This is a genomic window from Photorhabdus heterorhabditis (assembly GCF_018448905.1).
GTDB classification, from domain to species: domain Bacteria; phylum Pseudomonadota; class Gammaproteobacteria; order Enterobacterales; family Enterobacteriaceae; genus Photorhabdus; species Photorhabdus heterorhabditis.
This window is the reverse complement of record NZ_RCWA01000004.1, coordinates 140,889-161,549: the sequence shown is the minus strand read 5'-3', so window position 1 is coordinate 161,549 and position 20,661 is coordinate 140,889. Positions and strand designations below refer to the sequence as shown.

At 37.8% G+C, this 20,661-nt stretch carries 20 protein-coding genes and 6 pseudogenes; 15 read left to right on the top strand and 11 right to left on the bottom strand.

From position 1 onward, the window contains the following. Positions 1-67: 67 nt before the first annotated feature. A complete protein-coding gene (locus EAE89_RS04260) occupies positions 68-1,090 on the top strand; it encodes a Fic family protein (protein ID WP_149615850.1) in 1,023 nt (340 codons plus the stop codon). Positions 1,091-1,104: 14 nt separating this feature from the next. Beyond that, positions 1,105-1,431 (top strand): annotated as a pseudogene (locus EAE89_RS04255) (DUF29 domain-containing protein); the annotation flags it as partial. A 447-nt stretch (positions 1,432-1,878) separates the two neighbouring features. Here the strand turns inward: EAE89_RS04255 and EAE89_RS04250 are convergent. Both EAE89_RS04250 and EAE89_RS24300 read right to left on the bottom strand, forming a co-directional pair. Then, positions 1,879-3,624: a GH39 family glycosyl hydrolase gene (locus EAE89_RS04250; protein WP_214085424.1), complete on the bottom strand. Its 1,746-nt coding sequence runs from the start codon at positions 3,622-3,624 to the stop codon at positions 1,879-1,881. A 355-nt stretch (positions 3,625-3,979) separates the two neighbouring features. Next, positions 3,980-4,111, bottom strand: coding sequence for a type 2 periplasmic-binding domain-containing protein (locus EAE89_RS24300; protein ID WP_214085423.1), 132 nt, complete (start codon positions 4,109-4,111; stop codon positions 3,980-3,982). A gap of 256 nt (positions 4,112-4,367) precedes the next feature. Between EAE89_RS24300 and EAE89_RS04240 the strand changes: the two genes are divergently transcribed. The 4 genes from EAE89_RS04240 to EAE89_RS04225 all read left to right on the top strand — a co-directional run bounded on the left by EAE89_RS04240 (position 4,368) and on the right by EAE89_RS04225 (position 6,802). Beyond that, positions 4,368-5,240, top strand: coding sequence for a hypothetical protein (locus tag EAE89_RS04240; protein WP_214085422.1), 873 nt, complete (start codon positions 4,368-4,370; stop codon positions 5,238-5,240). After that, the gene (locus EAE89_RS04235) at positions 5,233-5,637 is read left to right on the top strand and encodes a DUF1240 domain-containing protein (protein ID WP_339423030.1); all 405 of its coding nucleotides are present in this window, start codon (positions 5,233-5,235) and stop codon (positions 5,635-5,637) included. Before EAE89_RS04240 ends, EAE89_RS04235 begins: the two co-directional genes overlap by 8 nt. Positions 5,638-6,015: 378 nt before the next feature. Beyond that, a complete protein-coding gene (locus EAE89_RS04230; protein WP_214085421.1) occupies positions 6,016-6,411 on the top strand; it encodes a hypothetical protein in 396 nt (131 codons plus the stop codon). Then, positions 6,404-6,802, top strand: a complete 399-nt coding sequence (locus EAE89_RS04225; protein WP_339423029.1) for a DUF1240 domain-containing protein — start codon at positions 6,404-6,406, stop codon at positions 6,800-6,802. The genes EAE89_RS04230 and EAE89_RS04225 overlap by 8 nt, the downstream gene beginning before the upstream one ends. 65 nt (positions 6,803-6,867) lie before the next feature. On the opposite strand, the gene EAE89_RS04220 is transcribed toward EAE89_RS04225, so the two are convergent. Both EAE89_RS04220 and EAE89_RS04215 read right to left on the bottom strand, forming a co-directional pair. Beyond that, a complete protein-coding gene (locus tag EAE89_RS04220) occupies positions 6,868-7,347 on the bottom strand; it encodes an Hcp family type VI secretion system effector (protein ID WP_054476980.1) in 480 nt (159 codons plus the stop codon). Positions 7,348-7,461: 114 nt separating this feature from the next. Next, on the bottom strand, positions 7,462-8,355 hold the full coding sequence (locus EAE89_RS04215) for a LysR family transcriptional regulator (protein WP_214085420.1): 894 nt from the start codon (positions 8,353-8,355) through the stop codon (positions 7,462-7,464). 181 nt (positions 8,356-8,536) lie between these two features. Here EAE89_RS04215 and EAE89_RS04210 point away from each other — a divergent pair, with 181 nt between their 5' ends. Further along, positions 8,537-9,727, top strand: coding sequence for an MFS transporter (locus tag EAE89_RS04210; RefSeq protein ID WP_244866134.1), 1,191 nt, complete (start codon positions 8,537-8,539; stop codon positions 9,725-9,727). 2 nt (positions 9,728-9,729) lie between these two features. Here EAE89_RS04210 and EAE89_RS04205 read toward each other — a convergent pair whose 3' ends face one another. Then, positions 9,730-10,539, bottom strand: coding sequence for a PTS sugar transporter subunit IIA (locus tag EAE89_RS04205; RefSeq protein WP_214085418.1), 810 nt, complete (start codon positions 10,537-10,539; stop codon positions 9,730-9,732). Between the two features lie 318 nt (positions 10,540-10,857). On the opposite strand from EAE89_RS04205, the pseudogene EAE89_RS04200 reads away from it, so the two are divergent. Together EAE89_RS04200 and EAE89_RS04195 are read left to right on the top strand one after the other, a co-directional pair. Then, positions 10,858-11,151: pseudogene (locus EAE89_RS04200) on the top strand (Na+/H+ antiporter NhaC); the annotation flags it as partial. Next, a pseudogene (locus EAE89_RS04195) lies at positions 11,142-12,014 on the top strand (MalY/PatB family protein); the annotation flags it as partial. The pseudogenes EAE89_RS04200 and EAE89_RS04195, both read left to right, overlap by 10 nt. Positions 12,015-12,202: 188 nt before the next feature. Here the strand turns inward: EAE89_RS04195 and EAE89_RS04190 are convergent. Continuing rightward, positions 12,203-12,415, bottom strand: a complete 213-nt coding sequence (locus EAE89_RS04190) for a helix-turn-helix domain-containing protein (RefSeq protein ID WP_054476987.1) — start codon at positions 12,413-12,415, stop codon at positions 12,203-12,205. Positions 12,416-13,282: 867 nt separating this feature from the next. On the opposite strand from EAE89_RS04190, the gene EAE89_RS04185 reads away from it, so the two are divergent. From EAE89_RS04185 to EAE89_RS04175, 4 genes and pseudogenes are all read left to right on the top strand, one after another. Further along, on the top strand, positions 13,283-13,975 hold the full coding sequence (locus EAE89_RS04185) for a PAS domain-containing protein (RefSeq protein ID WP_054476988.1): 693 nt from the start codon (positions 13,283-13,285) through the stop codon (positions 13,973-13,975). 34 nt (positions 13,976-14,009) lie between these two features. Next, positions 14,010-14,555, top strand: a pseudogene (locus EAE89_RS04180) (helix-turn-helix transcriptional regulator); the annotation flags it as partial. A 164-nt stretch (positions 14,556-14,719) separates the two neighbouring features. Next, positions 14,720-14,815, top strand: a pseudogene (locus tag EAE89_RS24295) (helix-turn-helix transcriptional regulator); the annotation flags it as partial. Positions 14,816-14,924: 109 nt separating this feature from the next. Then, positions 14,925-15,176, top strand: a complete 252-nt coding sequence (locus tag EAE89_RS04175; protein ID WP_214085417.1) for a hypothetical protein — start codon at positions 14,925-14,927, stop codon at positions 15,174-15,176. Positions 15,177-15,320: 144 nt separating this feature from the next. Here the strand turns inward: EAE89_RS04175 and exbD are convergent, their stop codons facing one another. Both exbD and exbB read right to left on the bottom strand, forming a co-directional pair. Further along, positions 15,321-15,746 carry a TonB system transport protein ExbD gene (gene exbD, locus EAE89_RS04170; RefSeq protein WP_054476995.1) on the bottom strand — a complete coding sequence of 142 codons (426 nt, stop codon included), beginning with the start codon at positions 15,744-15,746 and terminating at the stop codon, positions 15,321-15,323. A gap of 3 nt (positions 15,747-15,749) precedes the next feature. Then, positions 15,750-16,721 carry a tonB-system energizer ExbB gene (gene exbB, locus EAE89_RS04165; RefSeq protein WP_054477157.1) on the bottom strand — a complete coding sequence of 324 codons (972 nt, stop codon included), beginning with the start codon at positions 16,719-16,721 and terminating at the stop codon, positions 15,750-15,752. A gap of 353 nt (positions 16,722-17,074) precedes the next feature. Between exbB and metC the strand changes: the two genes are divergently transcribed. Both metC and abiEi read left to right on the top strand, forming a co-directional pair. Then, positions 17,075-18,268, top strand: a complete 1,194-nt coding sequence (gene metC / locus EAE89_RS04160) for a cystathionine beta-lyase (protein ID WP_214085416.1) — start codon at positions 17,075-17,077, stop codon at positions 18,266-18,268. A 380-nt stretch (positions 18,269-18,648) separates the two neighbouring features. Next, positions 18,649-19,053, top strand: a complete 405-nt coding sequence (gene abiEi, locus EAE89_RS04155; protein ID WP_214085415.1) for a type IV toxin-antitoxin system AbiEi family antitoxin — start codon at positions 18,649-18,651, stop codon at positions 19,051-19,053. A 165-nt stretch (positions 19,054-19,218) separates the two neighbouring features. Here the strand turns inward: abiEi and EAE89_RS04150 are convergent, their stop codons facing one another. From EAE89_RS04150 to EAE89_RS04140, 3 genes and pseudogenes are all read right to left on the bottom strand, one after another. After that, positions 19,219-19,587, bottom strand: a complete 369-nt coding sequence (locus EAE89_RS04150) for a Mor transcription activator family protein (protein WP_036843675.1) — start codon at positions 19,585-19,587, stop codon at positions 19,219-19,221. After that, positions 19,580-20,010 (bottom strand): annotated as a pseudogene (locus tag EAE89_RS04145) (gp16 family protein). The gene EAE89_RS04150 and the pseudogene EAE89_RS04145 overlap by 8 nt, the downstream one beginning before the upstream one ends. A 98-nt stretch (positions 20,011-20,108) precedes the next feature. Further along, positions 20,109-20,300 (bottom strand): hypothetical protein, encoded by a 192-nt coding sequence (locus EAE89_RS04140; protein ID WP_011147641.1) that lies wholly within the window; start codon positions 20,298-20,300, stop codon positions 20,109-20,111. Between the last annotated feature and the right edge of the window lie 361 nt (positions 20,301-20,661).

Genomic DNA, 20,661 nt, shown 5'->3' with positions numbered 1-20,661 from the left:
TGTTTAAGAACCAATAATAACGTTAAAGCTATTTACGGTAACCCGCTCAATCCAATCAAGGTATCCAATGAATTCAGCTAGAAAAGGCTATCACCCCCCTTTCTCAATTACAGCTAAAATGATCCAATTAGTTGCTGAAATCAGTGAAAATATCGGGCGGTTAAGCACAGAACAGGAACAAATAAAAGCCTTGCGATTGAGACGTATCAATCGGATACGAACTATTCACGGTTCACTGGCAATTGAAGGTAACTTACTTGATGAAACCCAAATCACAGCCATCATTGAAGGAAAACGAGTCATTGCCCCCAGCAGTGAAATACAAGAAGCACGAAATGCTATCTTAGTTTATGAAAAGCTCAATCATTGGCATTTCACATCAGAGCAAAACTTACTGGAAGCCCACTATATTCTGATGAAGGGATTACTAGATAATGCTGGCAATTACCGACACAGCGGCGTTGGTGTGATGGACGGAGAAAAAGTCATTCATATGGCGCCACAGGCAAACCGGGTTCCAAAACTTATGGGCGACCTTTTTCACTGGTTAGACTCTACTGATATTCATCCACTTATTACCAGCTGTATTTTCCATTATGAATTTGAATTCATTCATCCGTTCGCAGATGGAAACGGTAGAATGGGCAGATTATGGCAGACATTGATTTTAAACCACTGGAACCCATTATTTGAATTTATTCCCGTTGAAAGCCTGATTTACGAACATCAAACTCATTACTACCAGGCAATTAATCTCAGTAGCCAACTCGTTGATTGTGCGCCATTCATTGAATTTATGCTGCACATGATCCGTGATGCAATTCAGGCATCCACCCATCAGGCTACCCATCAGGCTACCCATCAGGCTACCCATCAAGTTAAGCAATTAATCATGATATTGGAAAGAGAGATGAATCGTGAACAACTGCAATCAGCACTTGGATTAAAAGATCGCAGCTCATTCCGTTTGCGCTATCTGCAACCTGCACTGGAAGCAGGATTAATTGAAATGAGCCATCCAGAAAAACCGAGCAGTCCATTACAGCGCTATCGTCTGACAGAAAAAGGATTAAATTTAAAACAACAATAAATTAACTCACCATGAAAATAGAAGACGTGGGCAAAAGTGAAAAGCGCAAATTGGCAAGCAGGCTGGCAGTTCTACTGGCTCCCCTTCTAAAGTGGTAATTTCAACCAGGTCGTCGCGGCTCCAGCTGGCAAAGAACCATCAAAGAGCAACGAAAATCTTTGTTACGACGCATTGATAAAACCCCAAGCCTTAAGGGATGTTTGGCCGATAAAGAGTGGTTGGACGATGCATGGCCTGATGCAGTTGCAAGCGCTGCTGATGAAACTGGATTGGATGTTTTCCCTGCATCCTGTCTCTGGAATATGGATCAGATTTTATCCCAAGATTTTTATCCAGAATAATCTTACAAATTAATTGAATATACGAATTATTAACGCTGAGTAAAACCAGCGTTAATAAATAAATCTCAATTTTGGCAATATTTATTATATAGTTTAACGCAATAAAATAATAATAAACATAAAAAACCCATCACTTTATAAACAGGATATCACCATTAAAATAAAACATTATTTTCAAAAACCATATAATTAAATAGAAAGACAATTCCCCATTCAATCATTAATAACAAACACTTACCTCCTTCCTAATTAACCTTATTTCAATAAATTATTCATAGTGGATTTACATAATAAGCATCATGATTATTATAAATAAAATCCATCTTATCAAATTAATTATCATTATCAAACAAACTCTCTTAAGAGCCTGTTTAATTAAAATGATTTTATTTCCAATTAATTAATCCAGATGAAAAATTTACTATAACATTTCCATTAAATATAAAATTAATTATTCTCTAGCTCTAATGAATATAATGTTACCGTTGAAGGTTTGGCACCTCTATCTACTAATGTTAATTTATTATCAGCAATAGACATATTAATTTGGTTAGTGACTTCTGGTGGTGTCATTTGTTCCAGCGATCCACCTTCTTGAATACGATAGGCTTTAACGTTAAATTTTTTATAATTGATATGGTTAATGACTACGGTAACGCCATGGTCGCTATCAGTATAATCACGACTTTTAGCTTTCAACAGATTACTCGGAAATGGCTTAACAGGATCATGTTGCACTACCGCATTATCAACACGGATGGTTGTCGGATCAACTCCACCAAACCATTTATCCTTACTCCAATTATCCGTTAATTGATCCAGTAATCGCCCAGTATCCAGATAGTATTGTTGATATAAATAATCAGGAGCTACATTACCATCAGCAAAATCCTTATCAACTTTATAATTTGCAGCCAGGATATTAATCTTATTACCTTCCGTATTCTCAGTTGCTAAAACCGTTAATCCTGTTGAGAAATCCCTATTACTACTTAAGATATAAGGTGTTTCGAACATTCTGGCAAACAAGTAAAAGGATTGAGCCGAATAGGTACAAAAATTTTTAACATTTGGTTTTTTAGGATTAGGCTGATTATTAAACAAACCAAAAGATGAGCCATCTCCCCGATAATAATAAGCTCTGTCGGCTTTTATATACTGCATATAAATAAAGGTGGAAGCAATATATGCCGCATTTTTAATGCTCTGTATCTTTGTATATGTATTTTTTGTCGCAATAGGGCAGGAATTCCATTCAGTACAAAAACTCTCGGCATCGGTAAAACCATAAGTATTCAACCCCTCTTGAACTGTATTCCCCACATCAATAATGTTTTGCGGGTCTCCAGTTTCAACATATCCATGCCAGGAAAAGAAATCTAACGGTACATGATTATCTCTACAATATCGTAAAAACCCTTCAAAATAATCTACTTTTGATCTATCAACAAACGCAATACCAGCACCACCTACTTTAACCGAAGGATCAACAGCTTTAATTATTCTTGCAATTTTTGCATATAACTCATAATACTTTTTAGGATCATCATTATTCCAGAAAAAATATAAATCAGGTTCATTCCAAACCTGCCAATAAGTTATTTTTCTTGGTAAACCGATCCTGGCATAGTTTAAAGCATAGCGATTCACCAACGTGCTGACTAATATTGCATAAATATCAAAATCCTCTGGTATTTCATATCCACCATCAACGGAACGCCCAATACGAAACATTATCTGTCGCTGAATATTATCTGGGTTCAGTTCAGCGTTATTATTCATAATGTCACGCAGATAAGCATCCGTCATTTTATAATTAGCCTCTTTTAATGCAAGACTAATATCATTATTTCTCATACCGACAGCAGCATAGGGAAAGATAGTTCTGATATTTGAAATATCAGCGAACAGTTTTTTAGCCTCAGGTTTATTTTCTTCTGGAACATTAACAATAATTTGATTGTTATCATTGACTCGATCCGCATGGACATAATTATCCATATCGCCAATGCCAAAACCATCATGAAGCCGGATATGTGTAATGCCCATCTGATTAAATTGATCATCTAAATCAGGGAAACCCGGCATCAAAGATTTAGGAACACCATTCAAACCATTAACCTCTTTAAGCAATGATTGATGCCCTGCTAATAAATCTCGGTGATTTTTATTAAATGAAAAAACTTTAGTCATAATAAACCTCTATATTCATTAATAATGATATTGCTATAAATAAAAAACAATATAGAAGAATAAATATATTTCTCTGAAAGCTCAACAACAATAAATGAATCGAATACATAGAGAATAGTTAAATATCAATTTTAACTACATCTTATAACTCTAAATTATTACTTTTAATTTATTGCATTAACCCAAAAATTACATAGATATGATTATTTCAACAAATAAAATCGACACTATAATTTATTTAAAAATCAACATTAAAAGATCGCAAATGTATAAATAATAACTAAACAACCTTAGCAAGACATTCCTGCAATAACGACATAAATGCTATTAATTTTTCTGGCGGGTGAGCAAGTACTCACAATAAATAAATATCTTCTTTACGTCCATCGGGATCATTGAATAAAGGCATAAGTTTTCCAGAATGAATATCCGTCGATACCACCCAATCAGGCAAAAGCCCTACCCCAAATCCACTGACTGCGGCCATTCTCAATGTTTCAAAGTCATCACTACGAAAGATCCTGTTATCATTATTGAAGTTAAACGATCCCTAACGGGATCAGTCAAACGTTCTGCTTGATCAAGTTCAACCTGAATTTTAGGATATCGCGTAAATAGTTCTGCCAGCCTCAATAGGGAAACTTGAGCCAGTTCACAAAAGTTCAGAAAAACTAAAGAAAAAATAGTCAAGTCCGATAAGATATGCAATATCAATTAACTATAAATATATGTGGAGTTACAAGATGAAATATGATCCACGGTTAAAAACATTTGTTGAAGATGATTATAGATATGAAGACCATCTTAACTTTAAGAAACAAATAGAAGATCAAAAACATAACCGCATGCTATTGGAATTGGAAAATCAATTTAAACTAAACCAAGAAGTTATCGCTTTATTGACAGAGGATGAAGCTATAGATTATATGAAAACACTAGATCATAATTTCTATAACTCATGGAAGAATAATATCAAAACTATCTATTCATATACTGATCCAGTTTCATCTTTTGCTGGTAATATCTACGATTCCTTTGGAGTGGCAAGAATAGTAAATGATTTAAGAAGCTTCAGTGTGGAAGCAACAGAGTATTTTGGTAAGGATGGAAAAAGATATATAAAGTTGTCAGGTTACCCGGGTGTAAGAAATTATTTAAACGCCACAAGATATCTTGCTAATAATCCCCAGATAGTGTCTTTTGGGGTAGGTACACTAGGTATTGAAGCTGGAATTGCCCAAGGTGCTAGATTCGGTATAGTATTCTCAGCTGCATATAGACTAATTGAATTAATATTTAAAGATAAATATGGATTGGTTGATTTGTTTGTTAACTTAACAATCGATGGTGCAAAATTAGCTATCTCAATAGGTATTGCTACGGCTGCTAATACTCTATTGGTTTCTCCACTCTTAGCTGTAGGAGGAAGTCTTATGCTTGTAGCTCTTGGCGTTTTTGCTATTGGGTTTTTAACTTCTCTTGCTTTATATTGGTTAGATGATCACTTTAAAATCAGTGAAACTATAATTAAAAACATAAAGAATAGAAAGGTAAATCCGACACCATACCATCCGGATCAACTTTTTAATATGTGGGGTAGATTAAGTCGTGGATAATACAAATGAAAATAAAACTAAATTATACTTAGGAATTTTATTGCTTCTTTTTATGGCAGGGTTATCTATATTTTTTTCATTGAATGATTATGTTGGTTTTTTTAAGCGTGATGGTGTTATTACATTCTCATGGAAAAGCGCTGGAGCTATTTGGTTTACTCCTGTGTTGATTTATATTGCCTATATTTTATATAGAATCTCATTGGGTAAGGTGAAACGTCTTAATGGCAAAATAGGCGATTATATTTCATATATGTCAATAGCCGGTTTTATCCTTACTCTATTTATGTCTTTATATGTTGATGATGAATTAAAATCTGAAGGATATTTAATCTGTAGTAAATCATCATGGATGGCTCCAAATAAGTATGTTAAGGATATTTCACTTTGTTACTAAGCATATGCTCTTTATGCTTAATTGTGTCGAGTAGCCGACTCGACACAACTAGGGTTTTATGTTTATTAATAATTTCTATCTTCCCATATGCTATAAGCAGATGTGCCGGCTGTTATATAATTCCATGAGATGGATTGATGGAAGAAAATATATAAAGTTGTCAGGTTACCCGGGTGTAAGAAATTATTTAAACACCACAAGATATCTTGCTAATAATCCCCAGATAGTGTCTTTTGGGGTAGGTACACTAGGTATTGAAGCTGGAATTGCCCAAGGTGCTAGATTCGGTATAGTATTCTCAGCTGCATATATACCCAATAGATTTCAAGTTGCAGTGCGGCGGCAAGTGAACGCATCCCCAGGAGCATAGATAACGATGTGACTGGGGTAAGTGAACGCAGCCAACAAAGCAGCAGCTTGAAAGATGAAAGGTATAGACTAGTTGAGTTAATATTTAAAGATCAATATGGATTGGTCGATTTGTTTGTTAACTTAACAACGGATGCCGCAAAATTAGCTATCTCAGTAGGTATTGCTACGGCTGCTAATACTCTATTGGTTTCTCCACTCTTAGCTGTAGGAGGAAGTCTTATGCTTGTAGCTCTTGGCGTTTTTGCTATTGGGTTTTTAACTTCTCTTGCTTTATATTGGTTAGATGATCATTTTAAAATCAGTGAAACTATAATTAAAAACATAAAGAATAGAAAGGTAAATCCGACACCATACCATCCGGATCAACTTTTTAATATGTGGGGTAGATTTAGTCGTGGATAATACAAGCAAAACAAAACTATATTTAGGCATGTCGTTGCTTATTTTTATGGCCTTGTTATTTATATTTTTCTCATTGAGTGATTATATAGGTTTCTTTAGACGTGATAGCGTCATTACATTCTCATGGAAGAGTGCGGGTTTTATTTGGTTTAGTCCTTTGCTTATTAATCTTGCTTATGCATTATTAATGATCGCGTTAAATAGGACAAAGAATCTTAATGGCAAAATAGGCGATTATATTTCATATGTATCAATAGCCGGTTTTATCCTTACTCTATTTATGTCTTTATATGTTGATGATGAATTAAAATCTGAAGGATATTTAATCTGTAGTAAATCATCATGGATGGCTCCAAATAAGTATGTTAAGGATATTTCACTTTGTTACTAAGCATATGCTCTTTATGCTTAATTGTGTCGAGTAGCCGACTCGACACAACTAGGGTTTTATGTTTATTAATAATTTCTATCTTCCCATATGCTATAAGCAGATGTGCCGGCTGTTATATGATTCCATGAGATAGATTTATAGTTGAGTGTAACTCTTTCATATGGCATGGCTTCAAAATCATTTATAGAATGCGGGTATATACAAGAAACATCCGTGATAGTGGCTTCAGTGATTTTTACTTCATAGAATAATTCCAATTGTCCTGCTTGACCTGTTCTGTAAAAAACAAAAGTACCATTTAGAGATTCGTTTGAATCTATTGCCATAGCTAATAATGGTGATGATTTATCTATGGGTTTAATGAATTGTATTGGTTGATGGCTGACATTCTGCTGGCGCGTTATTGTGTGGTTTAAACTCAGTACTTGTATTTGGTTTTCGTGACCATTTTGATACCTGTTTCCTATTGAATCTAGGGTTGAACACCCAGCAGAGATCAGCCCTTGTTTTTTACCATTCAAAGACAAATAAATCATGTATGACATAAAATTACCATCCTAATTTTTTATAATTTAACCTAATAAATTCTAAGTCAGTTAAGTATGTAACCTAACACATAAGTAAAAATTATAGTAGTAATATAAATCTATCCATCATAACTAAACAATCCTAGTAAGCCACTCCTGCAATAACGATATAAATACGGTTAATTTTGCTGGCGGGTGAGCAAGTGCCCGCAGTAAATAAATATCTTCTTTACGTCCATCGGGATCATCAAATAGAGGGATAAGTTTTTCAGAACGAATATCTGTGGATACCACCCAATTAGGCAGAAGCGCTATTCCAAATCCACTCACTGCGGCCATTCTCAATGTTTCAAAGTCGTCACTACGAAAGATCCTATTATTATCACTGAAATTAATAGCACTGCGATAGCGTGACCAGCAAATACCAGCAGGGTCATGATGTTTATCAAGTAAATAATGTTCACCCAGTTCAGTAAGTGTTGTCGGCATTCCATGCCTTTGAATATAACTTGGGCTAGCACAAATAATCCAAGTTTGTATAGAGATGCGTTTTGAATAAAGCGTGCTGTCTTTTAATTCTCCAACACGAATAACGGCGTCGAGACGATCCCTAACAGGATCAGTCATACGTTCTGTTTGATCAAGTTCAACCTGAATTTTAGGATATCGCGTAAATAGTTCTGCCAGCATCGGAATAATATGCTGACGCCCAAACGTTGGCAGGCAAGCTATGCGTAATGTCCCTTGCGGCTCGCCATTCAACGCCGCTAACTCAGCCTGAACATCGACAAGGTTATTTACAATATCTTGCGCCCTTGAAAACAAAATCTCCCCTGCATCAGTCAGTGATAAACCACGGGTAGAGCGAAAGAATAGTTTTGTCTCTAGCGTCTGTTCAAGGTTGTCTATTTGACGAGTGATAGAAGATGCAGCCATACCTTGTAAACGCGCAACGGCAGAAAAACTCTGTGAGCGGGCAACATGAATGAATGTTGTTAGCATATCGGTACGTAATAAATCTTTCATCGCAATTTTTACCTATAAATATTCAAACACTTCATATATTACAAATAATAAATAACGCCTATTAGCGCTATCATTTTTGCATTCTATGCAAAACAATTTCGCTCGCTCTTTTTATTCCCACGATCTCAAGATAGTGCCAGAATCATTTCATCATAATTCCGACCAAATGCTGAGAGTTCCCATGTCAAATACAGCAACCAAACCAAATCCTATTTCTTCTATCTCTCTCATCTTGTTATCTATTGCTTGTGGTTTTGCTGTAGCGAATATTTATTATAACCAATCATTATTGCCAATAATTGGGACAAGTTTTAACGCTAATGGTTCAATATCCGGCTGGATCGCGACACTAACGCAGATCGGTTATGCGGCGGGACTTCTCTTTTTTGGACCGCTTGGAGATACGTTAAGCCGTCGCAAACTGATTTTCTGCCTGTTAATCGGCAATATAATCAGCCTTATCCTATGTGCCACTGCACCAAATTTTACGTGTCTTCTGGCAAGTAGTCTGATTGTGGGACTAACTTCTATTTCAGCACAAATCATCATTCCCGCCGTATCTGGTTGGGTAATACCAGAAAAACGGGGACGAGCTGTAGGAAATCTGATGAGTGGCCTTTTCGCGGGAGCACTGCTTGCCAGAACATTAAGTGGTGCAATCGGAGAACATTTCGGCTGGCGTGAAATGTTTATATTGGCTGCTTTAATCGATATATGCCTATTTTTTCTGATCTGGTTTGTGTTGCCAGAAATAGAACCACCACACACGATGACTTACGGCCAACTTCTTATTTCACTCGGTAAATTAGTAAAGCAACAATCCCTTTTGCGTGAAGCCGCATTATCCGGTTTTTTACTGTTCGCCGCTTTTAATACGCTGTGGGGATCGTTGGCCTTATTACTTTCCCAACCACCTTACGGATGGGGAAGTGATATCGCAGGTCTTTTTGGTTTGACGGGCATTGTAGGAATGCTCGCCTCACCAATAATAGGTTCATTGACAGATCGCTTCGGTGGAAAAGCCATTGTTGCCACAGGCGCTTTATTAGTGACATTGGCCTTATGTCTAATTAGCGGCACGAGCCACAGTATTCTATTTTTATTCGCGGGTATTATTCTGTTAGATCTTGGCAGCAGAGCGGGTTTAGTGGCAAATCAAACACGGTTGTATACATTATTACCTGATGCTCGCAACCGGCTAAATACCGTATTTATGACCTGTTATTTCGCCGGTGGCGCAATAGGTTCCTCTTTGGGTGCTGTCGCAGCCTGGCATTTTTCTTGGTATGGTGTTGCTTTCAGCGGTGGTGGATGCGCATTATTAGCCGCTCTGAAGGTTCTGTTTAGCTCAAATAACAGCAAGAAAATATGATCTTACACACTACACCCCAAACTATCTTTGGCGATAACCTGAAAATCATAAAAGCTTTGGCTATTCAATAATCTTTTCGTTGCTTTTTCGCGTAAGAAAGTCACAAATAGATCATAAATTATCATTGCTTCTTCATATTCCGCTTTACTGATCGCCAGCAGAAAAATAACGTTCGCCATCTCTTTTTTCTCTTTGTCCCACTCAATGCCGTCCGGGGACAATATTGTTACTACCACAGTCTTATGCGCTACTAATCCCAATGCATGTAGTAATGCAATTCCCTCTCCCAATAGAGTTGATACAATAGCCTCTCGTTCAATCAGTGAAGAATAAAAGTTTTTAGTCACATAACCGTCTGTTTCCAATTTTTTACAAACATATTTAAATAAGGCTTTCTGCGTTATTTTTCTTTTGAGGATCATAAAGTATTTTTCGTCAAAGAAACGTTCAAGAATATAGGGTTTAGTCCGGTCGATCATGGCTAACCACCCGATTTGTTCTAATTGGTAAGGTGTTGGGAATGGTGCAATTTTAACAATGGGTTTATTTTTTTCTGTCAACCTAACTGTGGTAATAATAAAATTTTCATCAACGGATTCCAGTTGTTGATACTCACATAATGCAATAATGTTCCGCAATTTAAGTTGATGAAATTCACGAATAATATTCGATTCAATCATACGAATTGTTGAATTACCCGCATCCGTCACAATCAGAACCTGAGGATATCGGGTATAACCCGTGTTGTAATTTCGTTCAAGCCCTACCACAATATGCACAGCTAAATAGCCCAATTCATATTGGTTATTCATCTTTTTTCAATGAGATTACCCTACACTCTTTAATTCACTATTTGGAGGCCCATTTTTTCCAGTTTGAAATGGAAATATATAGACTCTTACGGGATATTTGAGCCAAATGTGATATTAAGAATATCCATTGAAATATACCGACACAAAGCCAGTGGTTATTACAGCTACTCAATTATAAGCAAGATCAAAAGTTGATATATAAATCACATTTTCACATCTCATGAAACCAATTACATGAACAAGTAATCTCTGTCACATCTCATTCGAAATAAATTCATTATTCTATTTCAACAACCTATCTGAAACTGGAGTTTTTATATGGATGATAAGAAAAAGCTTAATCTGGGACTCGCTATACTGCCAATCGCAGCAATGCTCTTACTATTAGTTATTGGATATGGTCAACTGAATTTACGCATTGAATCTTTATTGCTCATATCAGCAGGAATAACAGCAGCCTTGGCATATTGGCAAGGTTATCGTTGGAATGACATCATTGATGCGATTATCGCAAAGCTAGCCAAAGCTATGCCGGTAATGATGATACTGATTTGCGTAGGTGGGTTAATTGGAACCTGGATGTTCAGCGGAACCATACCTATATGGCTTTACTGATACAAATGCTGAGTAAACCGGGGCAAGGCGTCGTTGTGCAGGGGCCTTATTATAGTTCGTTCGCCAAAATTATCACCATGAACGACAGGATAGTTGTTGAAAATCCTCTACTTGAAAGCCCGGCAGGTTATAAAATTGACTATGCTCATTTAGAGCAAGTGTTAGAGCAACACAGGCCACCTTTGCTATTGTTATGTAATCCACATAATCCTACTGGCAGATGCTGGGATCGTAACGAGCTGACTCGGCTATTAATACTCTGCAAACAGCACGGGACAACAGTTATTTCCGACGAAATTTGGGCTGATTTAGTTTTACCTGGAGAAACATTCACATCGATCCTGCATCTGGGGAGTGAATGGCATGATAATGTCATTGCCGCCACCTCAACAAGTAAGGCATTTGGACTTTCATCACTCCGTATATCAAATTTTCTCATTCCAAATCCTAAACTTCGACGTGCTTTTATCGATCGATTGAATGCTCATGGGCTAGACGTATTCAACGCGCTATCTATGGCTGCGGCTACAGCAGCATATCAACATGGGGATGTATGGCTTGATGAATTACAACATTACCTAGCGGAAAACCGTTGCTGGTTCGAGCAGGCTTTAACGTCTGCCGTTCCCTGGTGCCGAATGACCAAAGCGGAAGGTACATATTTGGCCTGGCTGGATTGTCGCGATTTAGGCTTAGATGATGATATTTTGCAACGGGCTTTATTACAAAAAGCCAAAATAGCCGTTTCAATGGGATTAAGTTTTGGCGATAAGGGAAAAGGGTTTATCAGAATAAACTTAGGTTGTCCTCGTGCCTATCTTGAAAAGGCAATCGACGGTTTAGTTCAATTGACGCTATAAAATAAAAAATTTTAATCAGAGCATAATAACAAAGCAGGGCGTTAATAGCCCTGTTTTAATTCTATTATCATACCTGAAGCTTTCCACAAGAAAATTTTCAGGTAATCAGGTAATCAGGTAATCAGGTAATGAGTTTCCTCTCATTAATTTTTATATGAGAATTTCATGTTAATTTTAAAAATAGCAATTCATTTAAAATATCTGCTTGGCCATATTTCGCAAGGCTCACAATTCAAAGCGGTAGCAATGAGCTGTTCACCTTTAGGCCATGGTCGATGCAGTGCATTACTTAACGTGGATGATGCAAGCCCCGCTTCTCTTGAAACAGCAGATAACGACGTTCCCCGTTTTTTAAGTCCCGCAATAATATCCGCTGGGTGCCAGTCGTTTTTTACAATCATTCCTTTCTCCTCAGTTTTATTATTCAAGGTGCTATATTCACACTCTCTTCAAATTGATATTTTTATACCCGTTATCTTTCAAGTTGCCTCTTTGTTGGCTGCACTCCCTTGCCGTCGCGATCCATCTTGAAATCCATTGGGTATATATTTATTTCTACAGCTTTTTCCCTGAGTCCGCACTGGCGCGGAATGCTAAAAAATAGCTGTACTAAGATATTAAACCCCGCCAAGTACAGCCAAATATTCTCCGAATAGGAAAATGTTATGTCTAACGACAAAAAGGTTACAAATTAACGCTAATTATTCAAATTTGAACTTTAAATGTTCTTTTTAGAATACCAGAATGTTCAAAGATTTTAGTTATTTTTGAGAATGATGGAAGGGTATGAAATACTTTAATGAATGTCTTAAAGAAACTCTTCAGTTGCGAGGAATGACACCCACTCAGTTAGTTCATCGAATCGGTGTGCAAGGTGAAGGTGGTTATATTCCGAAACTTCTTTCAGGGCAAATCGACAAAAGTACATAGACACAATCAGTGAATGTCTCAATGTCAATGTTACATGGCTTAAAAGTGGAGATAGGCTGCCTGTCGTAATAATATCTCATATCTTTATAAGACCATCCATCTTAACAAATTACGATGTTATGTCCGTGAAATTTTTAACTGACAAAATAAACCACTTAAATAAATTTCAATAAAAACGATATCTTTGATTATATTATTTGCTATTTATAATAACATTATAAAATTAATCAACATGCAGTCTTTGGCTGGATAATTGTTATACTATATTCTTGAGTTCTTTTATATAATCAGAAAACAATTCATTCAGATAATGATTTAATCATAATTAAGGAGTTACTATGTCAAATATGAAGAATAAACCGAGTAATATCACTCCACAATTAATTTACATGTGGGAAAAAAGTATTGACCCTTGGGGGGTAAAAGATCTTCAATCAAGATTTATCTATGCCAATCCTGCTTTTTACCAACTGCTTGACTTACCTGAAAATTTCGACGTTGCAGGGCTTACTACAGGTGAATTACCCTCACCTATTGCAGAATATGAAGAGGAATCTTGCCGTCAGGATCAAAAAGTTATTCAGACTATGCAACGAGTCACTTCAATGGAAACTCACTCATTTGGAGAACGTAAAATTAAACAAGTTTATCTCTGTGATAAATATCCACTTTGTGATGAAGATGGCAATTGTATTGGGATCACCTTTCATATGCACAAAACGCAAAACTTTTCTACTGCTTACTACTATGAAAAAAGCTCTCCAGCAACGCTGGAATTCATCCCTCCTAATGACACACTGACGCAACTTGAATGGGAAGTTCTCTTTCTAACTCTGCGTTCATGGGATGATGAGAAAATCAGTGAAGAGTTAATGATAAGTCCCGAAGATGTGGTTAATCATATTCAATCTATTTACCAAAAATTCAATTTGCCATTACATGCAGAATTAAAGGATTTCTGTAAAGAACATAAACTTGATCTCTATATCCCTGAAAGATTTATCACTATTGGGAGTAGAGAACTAAGCTGATTAATGTCATTAAAACATGATAAGGAACGATGATATGAATAATAAAGTAATCATTTCACCTCAAATAATTAATACATTGGAAGCCAGTAACGACCCTTGGGGAATAAAAGATAAAAACTCATGCTTTATTTATGGCAATAAGGCACTTAAACATCTTGAAAATCTCCCAGATTCATTTAATTATGAAGGACGATATGATTATGAGCTTCCTTGGGATGGAGCTGAGTTTGCAAAAGAATTCGTTCTTCATGATCAAAGTGTAATGAAGAGTGAAACAACAGTATGTTCGCTTGAAACACATATGTACGGGAACAATAAATTCTTATCATCTCATTTTTGTGAAAAATACCCACTATATAATGATGAAAACGAATGTGTCGGAGTCATTTTCCACGGATGGGAAGCTCAGGATTTCTCATTAACCCGTCTATTTTATGGAAAACTCCCCGCTTCTATTATGTTTCAACCACCGACTAATTTATTTACCCAACGGGAATGGGATGTCATTTTTCTCTCTTTACATAAATATACCAGTAAACAAATTGGCAGAATATTAAACATTTCTTACCGTACCGTTGAACACTATACCCAATAGATTTCAAGATGCATCGCGGCGGCAAGGGAGCGAATCCCCGGGAGCATAGATAACTATGTGACCGGGGTGAGTGAGTGCAGCCAACAAAGAAGCAACTTGAAAGATGACGGATATATACGGCACAAATATACAGAAAGGTTGATGTTAAGTCTGCTCAGCAATTGGAAGAATACTGTCGCTTTAATAATTATGATCTTTATGTACCAGAAAGATTTTTACATCCAGCAAGCAGCATCTTAGCTTGAGTCTCAAATCTTAACGATACTCACGACGGGAAGTAACGGCTTAACCAGAATTCAGGTTAATTAACAAACACCATCTAGCATTCCACCTAATACTACACGGAGGAAACTGATGAAATTTCCTTTTCGCTGTTTCTTATTAGCCACTGCTTTAAGCTGTAGCTTTCCGTCAATCGCTATTTCTTTAGATAGCCTTCCTCTTATGCCGTGGCCACAAAATATTTCGGTGCAAAAAGGACGTCTGGATATTGATAACACGCTGAAAATTGAAATCACCAGTGATGAAATGCCTGACGCGATATTTAACGATACAGCAACGGCAACACGCGAAACAGCTATTAGATCACAGCGCACAAATGCATGATGAGGTTGTGATTCGAGCTGTATATCCACTGGAACGGCTGCTAGATCATACATCAGCGCTTCACTCTGTCAGGTAATTTACTACACCAGCTACCTATTCGTTTTATCTGAACCGCGCTTCTCAGCGCGGTTACTTAGTGGGAAATTAACCCGATGGAACCGCTTCCATCCCTACCAATCCCACTTTCAAATAACCCGATTTACGCAGAGAATCCATTACACTCATCAGTGTTTCATAATCCACGGTTTTATCAGCCTGAAAGAAGATGGTTGTCTCTTTATTAGATTGGGTTGTCTGATCCAATACCGCCGCTAAAGTATCATGATCTACCGGCTGATCACCGACATAAAGCTGACGATCAGCCTTAACCGTCAGGAATACCGGTTTTTCAGGACGTGGTTGCGGTTTTGCCGACGAAGCAGGTAAATCCACTTTAATATCAACGGTTGCCAGTGGTGCTGCTACCATGAAGATAATTAACAGCACCAACATCACGTCAATAAACGGTGTGACGTTGATTTCGTGCAATTCGCCACTATCGTCCAAATCTTCATTAAGACGCATTGCCATAAATCACCTTGTCTTGCTATTTGCCAAATCCAGATCACGGCCAAGTAGTAATAATGACTGGGCCGCCATATCACCAACCTGACCACGGTAAGAAGCTATCATACGAGCGAAAATGTTATAGATCACAACAGCTGGAATTGCCGCCACTAAACCGAGAGCAGTCGCTAACAGAGCTTCTGCGATACCCGGAGCAACAACTGCAAGGTTAGTTGTCTGTGAGTGAGCAATACCGATAAAGCTGTTCATGATGCCCCACACCGTCCCAAACAGACCAACGAAAGGAGAAATCGCACCAATAGTCGCCAGATAACCATTACCACGCCCCATATAACGGCTGATAGCCGCAACTGAGCGCTCCAGACGGAAAGAAGCACGTTCTTTAGTGCTATTCAAATCAATGCTCTCAGAAGATAACTGGCGTTCTGTCTGTACTTCACTCAACAGCAAACGACTGATACTAAGTTTACTGAAACCTTCTGCAATTTCAGCCGCCTGATCAAGACTCTTGACTTCCGCCAGCGCCCATTGCTCTTTACGTAAACGACGACCCGCCACCAGCAATTCAGCACCTTTTGAGAAGAACAGTGCCCAAGTAATAACAGAAGCAATCACCAGACCAATCATAACGGTTTTCACAACAACATCAGCGTTCTGATACATGCCCCAAATAGATAGATCGGTTGCAAAGCCACTAGAGAGGTTGGCTTGATCCTCTGGAACGTCAGATAAACCAGCATCAGTGACAACCGGAGCCACTTGGGTAGACTCTGTAGCAAGCGCAGTTTGTGGAGCGGCCTGATTTGCTTGCAATGCAGTCGTATCTGAAGCTACGGCGGTAGCTGTCAGAGCAGGCGCGGCAACCTGTGTGGTTTTTGCCGTAGGATTGTTGTCTGTTACGGATGCTGGTGCTGTATCAGCCAGTGCTGTGCCTGTCAGTCCGAACGCCAATATTATTGAAGCAGTCAAATTACGCATCAGTTGGCCTTTGCTCCCTTTCTTATAAACCTTGTTATTTAGCTGTGAATTGCCTTTCGTCATCTCGCTAACCTTAATTTACCCTGAGTCTCCTCTCATCTTTCACCAGATGAGTAAAAATGCAGGCTGATAATATCAAACATTAAGTGATTTGATAGTAATTATCATTATTGTTTAATAAAAAAGTGTTACCCCTTCACAAAATAAAGTTAAAGAGGCCCCACTCGCAGGTTATCAGATGAATTTTCGTCAAGTTGCGCTAATCCCTTTGTACAAAAAGAACTAAATCTTTTAACGTGTTAACCCTATTTTTTACACCTTTTCAAAAATCGAAATTAAGGTGGCAATGTATCATGACAGAAAAAAAACTGGAGACTTCATTAGTCAGCGCGGGCAGAATCCATAAATTTACTCAAGGTGCAGTAAACCCAATCATTCAGCGAACATCATCTGTAATTTTCGATTCTGTGGAATCCAAAAAGCAGGCGACAAAGAATTGCGCCAATGGCGAGCTATTTTATGGCCGTCGTGGTACACAAACCCATTTCTCCTTTCAGAAAGCAATGACTGAACTGGAAGGTGGTGCAGGCTGTATGCTTTATCCTTCTGGTGTTGCCGCGATCAGTAATGCCATTCTCTCTTTTGCTGCTACCGGTGATCATATTCTGTTAACCGGTTCGACTTACGACCCAACACAAGCCTTTTGTAACAAAATATTGTCACGAATGAATATTACTGCCGATTATTTCGATCCTATGATCGGTGAGGAGATTGCTAAACTCATTAAGCCCAATACCAAAGTGGTGTTTCTTGAATCCCCTGGTTCAATCACCATGGAAGTACAAGATGTTCCGGCTATTGTCCGCGCTGTACGGCGAGTCAATCCAGATATTATCATCATGATAGATAATACCTGGGCTGCGGGTGTGCTGTTTAAAGCACTGGAGTTTGGTATCGATATTTCTATTCAGTCCGGCACCAAATATATTATTGGTCATTCAGATGCTATGTTAGGTATTGCCGTAGCTAACGAACGCTGTTGGGCGCAACTGCGGGAAAATTCCTATTTGATGGGACAAATAGCCGATGCCGATACGGTTTATATGGCAAGTCGCGGTCTACGTACTTTAGCAATTCGCCTGAAACAGCATGAAAAAAGCAGTATAGAAATAGCACGCTGGTTGCAACAAAGAACCGAAGTTGCAGAAGTCTATCATCCTGCTTTCCCCTCCTGCCCCGGTCACGATAATTTTATCCGCGATTTTAGTGGTTGTAATGGCCTGTTTTCCTTCCGGTTAAAAGAGAGATTAACCTCTCAACAGTTCACCGATTATCTGGATAATTTTCACCATTTTAAAATGGCATTCTCATGGGGCGGTTTTGAATCCCTGATTCTGGGTTATCAACCGGAAGAGATAAAAATGATGCGGCAATACCCTATCCCACAAAAAACAGGCACCTTATTCCGCCTGCATATCGGGCTGGAGAATGTTCAGGATTTGATTGATGATTTAGCCGAGGGGTTTAAGCGAATTTTTGCTGATTAATATCACTGATTTCACGTTGCATTTAAGTTTAGTTAACAAAGAAAACCCCTTTATAACACTTGCTTAAATATCAATTAGTTATTGGAATAATTTAACTACGCTAGTGAAATAAGAATCTCCTTCACTATTTTTGATCAAGCGCATTAAGTGGGCATTAACACCATAATAATGTAGTTTTAATGTCTACTTAAAATAAAACTATCGTTAATTAAGTAAACATTATACCCAATAGATTTCAAGATGGATCGCGACGGCAAGAGAGTGAATCCCCGGGAGCATAGGTAACTCTGTGACCGGGGTGAGCGAGTGCAGCCAACCAAGAGGCAACTTGAAAGATAACAGGTATATACCCACGAATACATAGAGCTACTTGTCTACTAATGGATAGATCCACTGCACTTAATCGATTAACTGACTGGGACAAAAAAGGACGATATATCTTCACCCTTGCCGATCTCAGAAAAATCTTTCCTGAAGATGGCACTAAAACACTTCAGGCAGGCTTAAATCGCCTAGTTAAAGAATCGGTGCTCTCGCGGCCTGTACGCGGAGTTTATCTATTTAACTTTGCGCACAGCCGCGATAGTTACACCATTGAACATATTGCCAAAGCACTACGACGCGGTGAGTACAACTACGTTAGCCTTGAATCCGCATTAAGTGAATATGGGATCATTTCACAGATCCCTATCGACAGACTCACCGTGATGACAACAGGCAGGAAAGGTGTTTATTACACTCCACTTGGCACTATTGAATTCACCCATACTAATGATCATAAGTAAGATATTTGAAAAGAAACTGAAAGATAATTATGGGAAAAACTTGGACTAAATGGGAAGTTATGGAGATTCAATTGTAAATCCTTTTCAGTATTTGAAAGGCAGACCGAACGAGAATCATGTTTAGTCTGCCATCTGATTTTACTAAGCTCAATTAGTTTGACCTGCCTATTCAGACTCGTTATCGAATAACTTACCTTGCAGGCGATCCAGTTCCTCCTTTCGAATACGTTTCACTACGCTGTAAATCCATTGAATAGAAACACCAAACTTACGAGCCAGGTCATGATGATTTTTACCGTTAAATTCGTTGAAAATCTCACGATCACGGAGGCTGACTTTCCAAACCATGCCCATAGGAAAATAGACATTCTGACCGCCCCAAACCTGCATCATATGGTTCGCAACAGCTTCACCAATTTGTTCGGCTAACGCAGGCTCAACATGGATTATTTCACTGACCGTGCAAGCTGTATGCTGTGCCAGTTCGACTAGCAACTCAGGACCTTTGCTACGAAAGTTATTCACATCATTCATACTTTTTCCTCGTGACGCGGTTCTGCCACTTCTTCAGTTTTTCAATAATGCTGCTGACTTGGTCTGAATCTAACCACTGAAAACCATCAATATTCGTTTCACGCTTAACCCAGTGAGCTAAGGCTTGTTCAGAACTATTACGAACAATACCTATAGATGCCATTTCCAGCCACAATGCACGTATCTTCTTTGATTGGGGATGTCTATCTAATGGACGTGATTTTTTGGATTTCCTAAAAGATTGAATTTTAAAACCGCGCTTTTTCATAGCTTCCAAAACGCGAGTTAACTGCGGGATATCCATTTCCCGCGTAGAGGCTTTTCCGGTTTCTGCAAGTAACATCTGGCGATACGTATCCTCGTCTAGTTTTAGATCACTACGTGCAATATGAAAGTAAGCTGAATAAGTTTCTGTTTTGCCATCTTATTCATCCTCTGCTATGTACTCTTGAATTAAGTAAACTAAAATAGCCAGCATTAACTTGATACTACTGAGCTTGGCTTTTCGGTATAAGGCCGTTTTATCCATGAGTGGTCTCCAATGGCTGTAAATCCCATGTTGCCACAGATACACCGTATTGCTGACTACAATGTGGACAAACTAAGATTAAATCGACAACCCACTCACCAAATTCAGGAGTTTGGATAACATTGGCTTGTTTTAGATTCATTTTTTCAACAGGTTGTTTGCAGTGATTACATGTTATTTTCATAAATGTGCTCCTTACTTAATTTTCTGTTCAAATGGATAATTGAAAAATTTTCTTTACATGAATTAATTGATATTTAATTACCTGTTACTTAATGAATGTTTTTATTAATACCAATATATTTTCTTCTTTTCCTCAACAAAGAAATTTTTTCAAGTAGATCGACAATGAAATTCCGAACTTAATATTTACAAGACTTCCATTTCTTTGGTTATGGTATGTTCCGCCCTTGTTGTAACCAACTTGAAATTAATAAAATCAGAAATTAGTCAAATCCGCCTTGAATATTTAACTTGTGATGAGGCAGCTTTAATATGAATATTTTCAATATTAATTGCTAAATAGAACTTTTTATCATAATGAT